The sequence below is a fragment of the Paenibacillus agaridevorans genome (genome assembly GCF_003112455.1).
In the GTDB taxonomy this organism is placed as follows: domain Bacteria; phylum Bacillota; class Bacilli; order Paenibacillales; family Paenibacillaceae; genus Pristimantibacillus; species Pristimantibacillus agaridevorans.
This window is the reverse complement of sequence record NZ_BDQX01000339.1, coordinates 1-7,081: the sequence shown is the minus strand read 5'-3', so window position 1 is coordinate 7,081 and position 7,081 is coordinate 1. Positions and strand designations below refer to the sequence as shown.

Sequence of the window (7,081 nt, the reverse complement as noted above, 5' to 3'; positions counted from 1 at the left end):
CGCCCCCCCCCGAAAGCCGCTGCCATGCTTCTGCCTCCTCGGCTCGGCGCGCTGCCTCGTCTTCCCTCATTGCCTTCTAACCCTCCTTCGCCTTCTCCATCGACTCGGCTTCCTCTTCGACCAACTTGCGGCGCAGCACCTTGCCTACCATCGTTTTTGGAAGCGTTTCCCTAAATGCATACCGGTGCGGCACCTTGTAAGCGGCCAGACGGTCTCTGCACCATCGGTCAAGCTGACTGTCCGACACATGCCAGCCTTCCTTTAACACAATGAAAGCCTTCACCGTTTCGCCGCGGTATTCGTCCTTCACTCCGATGACGGCAGCTTCCCTCACCGCCGGATGCTCGAACAGCACCTCCTCAACCTCGCGCGGGTAGACATTGAAGCCGCTCGCGATAATGACGTCTTTGATTCGATCCATAATCGTACAGTAGCCCTCTTCGTCGATTGTCGCCAAGTCTCCCGTATGGAGCCAGCCTTCTCGAAGCGTTGCTGCAGTTTCCTCGGGACGGTTCCAGTACCCTGCCATTACCTGAGGGCCGCGTACGACAAGCTCGCCCATTTCCCCCGTCTTCAGCCTGCGTCCGGTAGACGGATCGACAATCGCGACATCGGTATCCGGGAACGGGAGGCCGATCGTGCCGATTTTCCGCTTGCCCCAGATGGGATTCGCATGGGTGACTGGCGATGCCTCTGTCAGGCCGTAACCTTCGACCAGCCTGCCGCCCGTAAGCGATTCGAACTGCTCCTGAACTTCCAGCGGCAGAGCCGACGATCCGCTGATGCACACGTTAATGGAAGACAGATCGTTTTTGGCGGCGTTCGCATGGTTGATCAGGGCCACATACATCGTTGGAGCGCCAGGGAAAATCGTCGGTTTCTCGGCGTCGATCGTCTTTAGCACGGCGTCCAGCTCGAAGCGCGGCAGCAGCACGAGCATCCCGGCCCGCAAGACGGACATGTTCATTAGTACCGTCAAGCCGAACACATGAAATAACGGCAGCGCCGCCAGAAATTTTTCCTTGCCGTCCTCCGCCTTATAGCACCATGCCGACGTCTGGAGCGTGTTGGAGACCAGGTTGCCGTGCGTCAGCATCACTCCCTTTGGCGTCCCGGTGGTGCCTCCGGTATATTGCAGCGCCGCAAGCTCATCCCCGCGTCCAAGCTCCGGCAGCTCCACGGAGGGCGCGTGACCGGCGAGCAGCTTTTTGTACGCCAGCACGCCGTGCTTCCCATATGGAATGTCGTTCTTAAATCCTTCCTTGCGCTGCTTGATGGGATACAGCAAATTTTTCGGGAAGGGCAGACCGTCTTTAATGGACGTGACAATGACATGACGAAGTGCAGGAACCGGTCCTTCCTCCGGCTTGTCGCCGCGAACGCGCGACAGCCTGCCGTAAAGAAGATCAACCGTGAGGATCGCGACGGCGCCGCTGTCCTTTAATTGATGCTCCAGCTCCCGCTCCACGTACAGCGGATTCGTCTGCACGACGACGGCGCCGGCGAGCAGCACGCCATAGTAAGACACGACCGCCTGCGGGCAATTCGGCAGCATAATGGCAACGCGGTCGCCCTTCGAGACTCCGAGCGCGACGAGTTCGGTGGCCAGCCGGACGGCGGCGGTATGGAGCTCGCGGTAGGTCATCGTTTTGCCCAGGAAGTGCAGCGCCTTGTGATCGGGAAAACGTCCCACCGAGTCCAGCAGGAACTGCGCGATGCTCTGATTCGGGTAGCTCAGCGAATGCGGCACCTCCGCCGGGTAGTTCGCCAGCCAAGGCCGACTAAACGGCGCCTTGTCGCCAGGCGGAGTGCTCTCGCTCGACGCGTTGTCTGCGGTGCCCCCCGAAGGATCCTCTTCGGCGGGTGGGGCATCTGCTTCTTGCAGAACGTCTGGCGCAACTTCAGGGAAAGACTCCCCAGACGCGCCGTCCGCGGCTCCCCTCGAAGGATCCTCTTCGGGGGAAGGAGCATTTGCTTCTTGCAGAACGCCCAACGCAACTTCGGGCGAAGTTTCCTCGGCAGGCGAATCCGCCCCCGGGAGCGCTTCGGTATCCCCGGCTCGATCCGCTGCCGGTTCAGGCGCCGCTTCCGATGCGGGAGCAGACTCCTCCGGCGGCGGAATGGCATCAACCGGTATTCTCGCAGCCAGAGTCGACGCTCCCTCTTCCCCGATGGCATCGGCGTCATGATCCATCGCTTCCGGCGAGTTAAGGAAGATGTCCGTCTCATCATCGACATGAACAGCGTCTGACGCTTGGTTCTGCGAGGAGGATTCTTCCCCCGAGTCGGTGTCGCCGCTCTGAGCTTGAAGCTTGCTCAGAACTGCCGGACTCTCCCCAGTCCCAGGCTCTGCAACGTCCCGATCCCCGCGAGCCTCCCCAGACTCGGCAAGTTCGGGAGCCGCGAGGCTCCCTTCCGAGGCGTTCTCATGTGTTTGCGGCTCTGCGGATACAGCTTCGGCCGAATTTCCCTCCTGCTGATCTGCGGCGCGCGAATTTTCGTTCGGCAATGAATCGGACGATAGCGGGTCTCCAGGTCTACGCGATTCCATCGCTGCACTCCCCCTCTACACGACATAGTGTTCACTGCGAATCACGCGGGCCGCGATCTCTCGCTTGAGAGCGATCGTATCCGACAGTGGCGCCCGCATCAGCTTCTTCAAGACGGACAGCTGCATCTGCAGCCCGTCGCCGCGCTCCAGAGCAGAGAGCACAGTCTTGGCAAGCGATTCGATCTTCTCCATGGCCTCCTGCACGAACACCTCCGTCATAGACAGCGCAAGGCGAGCGTCCTCCGTTCGCGCTCCCCCTTCTCTGGACAGCATCTTCTGCGACCGCAGCAGCGCGCTTTCCATCGCGAAGACTTGAATCATCAGATCCGCTAATACGCATAGCACCTCCTGCTCTCTTTCAAGCTTCGTGCCCAGCTTTTGGACCGCGAGACCGCCGATGGCGAGAAATGTTTTTTTCGCTTGGGCAACGCGGTAAGTTTCCTTGTCCAGCGGCTCCGAGAATGTCGGCAACGACATGGGTCCCATCAGCTCGCCCAGAAGCGACTGCGTTTTTTCCATGAGCGGGAGCTCGCCTTTCATTGCCTTTTTGAGCAGCGTGCCAGGGATGAGCATTCGGTTGATCTCATTGGTCCCCTCGAAAATCCGGTTAATCCGCGAATCCCGATAAATCCGCTCTACCTTATATTCGCGAATATAGCCATAGCCGCCGTGAATCTGCACGCCCTCGTCGATGACGGAATCAAGCGCCTCCGATGCAAAAACCTTTAGAATCGAGCATTCTATCGCATACTCGCTGATCGCCTTCACCGCCCGTGCCCCGGCACCCGCCGAGCTTTCGGAGTAATCGTCTCCGCCCCCCTCCTGCTCCTCCAGCTCGCGCAGCGTTGCATCAATGTAACCCGCGATCCGATACACCATGCTCTCCAGCACGAACGTCGTAATGTTCATGTCCGCAAGCTTGGCTCCGATAAGCGGGTAACGCGACAGCTCCTGACCGAACTGCTTGCGCGTATTGGCGTAAGCGGATGCCAGCTCAATGGTCTCCTTCGACGAGCCAAGGCAAGCCGCGCCGAGCTTGAAGCGGCCAATATTCAAAATGTTGAAGGCGATAAGATGGCCTTTACCGACAACCCCTAGCACATTCTCGACCGGAACGTGGACGTCCTCGAAGAACAGTGGGCACGTCGAAGAGCCCTTGATGCCCATCTTATGCTCCTCCGGACCGATACTGAACCCCGCCATCTCCCGTTCCACGATAAACGCCGTAAATCGTTCTCCGTCCACCTTGGCATACACGATGAACACGTCTGCGAATCCCGCATTCGTAATGTATAACTTGGAACCGTTAAGCACATAAAATTTCCCATCCTCCGTCAGCTTCGCCGTCGACTTCGCACCGAGCGCGTCGGAGCCTGAAGCCGGCTCGGTCAAGCAATAGGCCGCGATCCGATTCCCCGACGCCAGGTCCGGAAGGTACTTGGCCTTCTGCTCCGGCGTGCCGAAGAACACGATCGGGAGCGTCCCAATGCCGGTATGAGCGCCGACAGACAATGCGAACGACGATGCCCTCGCCATCGTCTCGGCAAGCAGCGTCGTGCTCACCTTGTCGAGCCCGATGCCGCCGTAGAGCTCCGGCACGTCTGCGCCAAGCAGGCCCAGCTCCCCGGCTTTGCGCATGAGCTGAACCGTCAGCTCATAATTGAGCGCTTCGACCTCCGCGTCGCGCGGCGCCAGCTCCGTCTCCAGGAACTGCTCTGCCGCCTGGGCCATCATCATCTGCTCCTCCGTGAAATCCTCCGGGGTCACTACCGACGCCGGATCGCTGTCCTGTACGACGAACCGCCCGCCGAAACGTATCGTTCCCGTCGCCACTATCGCATTCCTCCTCAAGTCATAGTCAGTCGAACATCCGATGCTTCCATCATGCCTCCGATGCACATCGTCACGACGCCAATTCCGCCACCGCGACGGCGCAGCTCGTGGATGAGCGACACGGTCAGCTTCGTGCCGGTACATCCCAAGGGATGCCCGAGCGCGATCGCTCCTCCGTTCACGTTCACACGTTCGGGATCCAGCCCCAGCTCGCGGATGATCGGCACGCACTGGGCCGCAAACGCTTCGTTTAGCTCGAACAGGTCCACCTGCTCCTTCGTGATGCCCGCTTTCGCCAGAGCCTTGGGAATCGCCTCGATAGGACCGATGCCCATCACCTCGGGTGCAACGCCCGCAACCGCGAAGCTGCGAAAAGCGGCAAGCGGCCTCACGCCAAGTTCTTCGGCCTTCTCGCGGCTCGTAACGATGACGGCTGCTGCCCCGTCGCTCATCTGGGAGGCATTGCCCGCCGTCACCGTTCCTTCGCGAGCGAAGGTGGGCTTGAGCGGAGCCAGCGTCTTTGGCGTCGTCTCCGGTCGAACCCCCTCGTCGACTCTAAACACGAATGTCTTCTCCCAAGGACGACCTGCATCGTTCGTGCCGGAGCGCGTAGCGGTGACCGGAACGATCTCGTCCTCGAAGCGTCCCGCCGCAATCGCGGCCGCCGCTTTCCGATGACTGCCTGCCGCGAATTCATCCTGCTCCTCTCTAGATACGCCGTACCTTCTGGCGACCTCCTCTGCCGTATGGCCCATCCCCATGTATACTTCCGGCATGGCATCTACAATTCCGGGATGCGGCGACAGCCGGAAGCCGCTCATCGGAACGTGGCTCATGCTCTCCACGCCGCCGGCGACGACAACGTCCGCTTCACCTAGTCGAATGCGTTCGGCGGCATATGCGATAGACTGCAGCCCCGAAGCGCAGAAGCGGTTAATCGTAACCGCCGGCGTGGTAACCGGCAGACCTGCGTATAACGACACGATGCGCGCCATATTAAGCCCTTGCTCGCCCTCCGGCATGGCACAGCCGATGATGACATCCTCGATGAATGCCGGATCAAGCTCCGGCACTTTCTCCAGCGCCCCCAGCAGTACCGCCCGCCCCAGATCCTCCGCGCGGGTCTCGGCCAGACTGCCTTTATTCGCCTTGCCTACCGCCGTCCTCGCCGCCGCGACGATAACGGCATCTCGCCCTGACTGCACGAACGGCGAACCCGGCAACGATTGCTCGGTTCCCATAGTCAAATGCTCCTTTCGCAAAACATATTGTTGGTCTCGCCGACTTATTCGGCGGCTTCGACCACCGGGCGGTCCTGTAAGTCGGCGAATTTGGCCGCCGGACGGTCCATTAAGTCGGCCTCACCGACTTATTCGGCCGATTCGACCGCCGGGCGGACCTGTAAGTCGGTCTCGCCGACTTATTCGGCGGATTCGACCGCCGGGTAGACCTGTAAGGCGGTTTCGCCGACCTATTCGGCGGATATGGCCGCCGGACGGTCCATTAAGTCGGCCTCGCCGACTTATTCGGCGGATCCGGACGCCAGGCGGTCCTGTAAGTCGGCCTCGCCGACCTATTCGGCGGATTCGACCGCCGGATGGACCTGTAAGGCGGTCTCGCCGACTTATTCGGCGGATTTGGCCGCCGGACGGTCCATTAAGTCGGCCTCACCGACTTATTCGGCCGATTCGATCGCCGGGCGGACCTGTAAGTCGGTCTCGCCGACTTATTCGGCGGATTCGACCGCCGGACGGACCTGTAAGGCGGTCTCGCCGACTTATTCGACGGATATGGTCGCCGGACGGTCCATTAAGTCGGTCTCGCCGACTTATTCGGCGGATTCGACCGCCGGACGGTCCATTAAGTCGGCCTCGCCGACTTATTCGGCGGATCCGGACGCCGGGCGGACCTGTAAGTCGGTCTCGCCGACTTATTCGGCGGATTCGACCGCCGGGTGGACCTGTAAGGCGGTTTCTTGGATTGGTCGAGTTCACTTTTTAGTAGTACAGTAATCGACGTGGTGGAAGTGCGTAGCGCCTACAGTCGCTCGAACGCCGCCTTTTAGACGCTACGCACGTTAATAGCACGAATGGCAGCACATCTCAGCTAGTTTCCTACCTATAGGCGTTTATACCGCCTATGGCAGCACATCTCAGCTATTTTTCACCCTATCGGCGTTTATACCGCCTATGGCATCACATCTCAGCTATTTTTCACCCTATCGGCGTTTATACCGCCTATGGCAGCACATCCCAGCTACTTTTCGACCTATCGGCGTTAGGCGTTAATAACGCCTATGGCAGCACATCTCAGCTACTTTTCAACCTATAGGCGTTAATAACGCCTATGGCAGCACATCTCAGCTAGTTTCCGACCTATAGGCGTTTATACCGCCTATGGCAGCACATCTCAGCTAGTTTCCGACCTATCGGCGTTTATACCGCCTATGGCAGCACATCTCAGCTACTTTTCAACCTATAGGCGTTAATAACGACTATGGCAGCACATCTCAGCTACTTTTCACCCTATAGGCGTTAATAACGACTATGGCAGCACATCTCAGCTACTTTTCGACCTATAGGCGTTAATAACGCCTATGACACCACATCTCAGCTACTTTTCAACCTATCGGTGTTAATAGCGCCTATGGCAGCACAACCGAACGTGTAAGCTTCTATGCAAAATCCTGCGGTTTCG

3 protein-coding genes are annotated in these 7,081 nt (G+C 59.3%); all 3 read right to left on the bottom strand.

Annotated elements, in window-relative coordinates; genetic code table 11:
• Positions 1–76: 76 nt before the first annotated feature.
• Complete coding sequence (locus PAT3040_RS26440; protein WP_258235185.1) at positions 77–1,771, bottom strand: long-chain-fatty-acid--CoA ligase; 1,695 nt, start codon at positions 1,769–1,771, stop codon at positions 77–79.
• 795 nt (positions 1,772–2,566) lie between these two features.
• Positions 2,567–4,387: an acyl-CoA dehydrogenase FadE gene (locus tag PAT3040_RS26435; RefSeq protein WP_373863976.1), complete on the bottom strand. Its 1,821-nt coding sequence runs from the start codon at positions 4,385–4,387 to the stop codon at positions 2,567–2,569.
• A gap of 11 nt (positions 4,388–4,398) precedes the next feature.
• Positions 4,399–5,625 (bottom strand): acetyl-CoA C-acyltransferase, encoded by a 1,227-nt coding sequence (locus tag PAT3040_RS26430; RefSeq protein ID WP_108995034.1) that lies wholly within the window; start codon positions 5,623–5,625, stop codon positions 4,399–4,401.
• Positions 5,626–7,081: the final 1,456 nt, after the last annotated feature.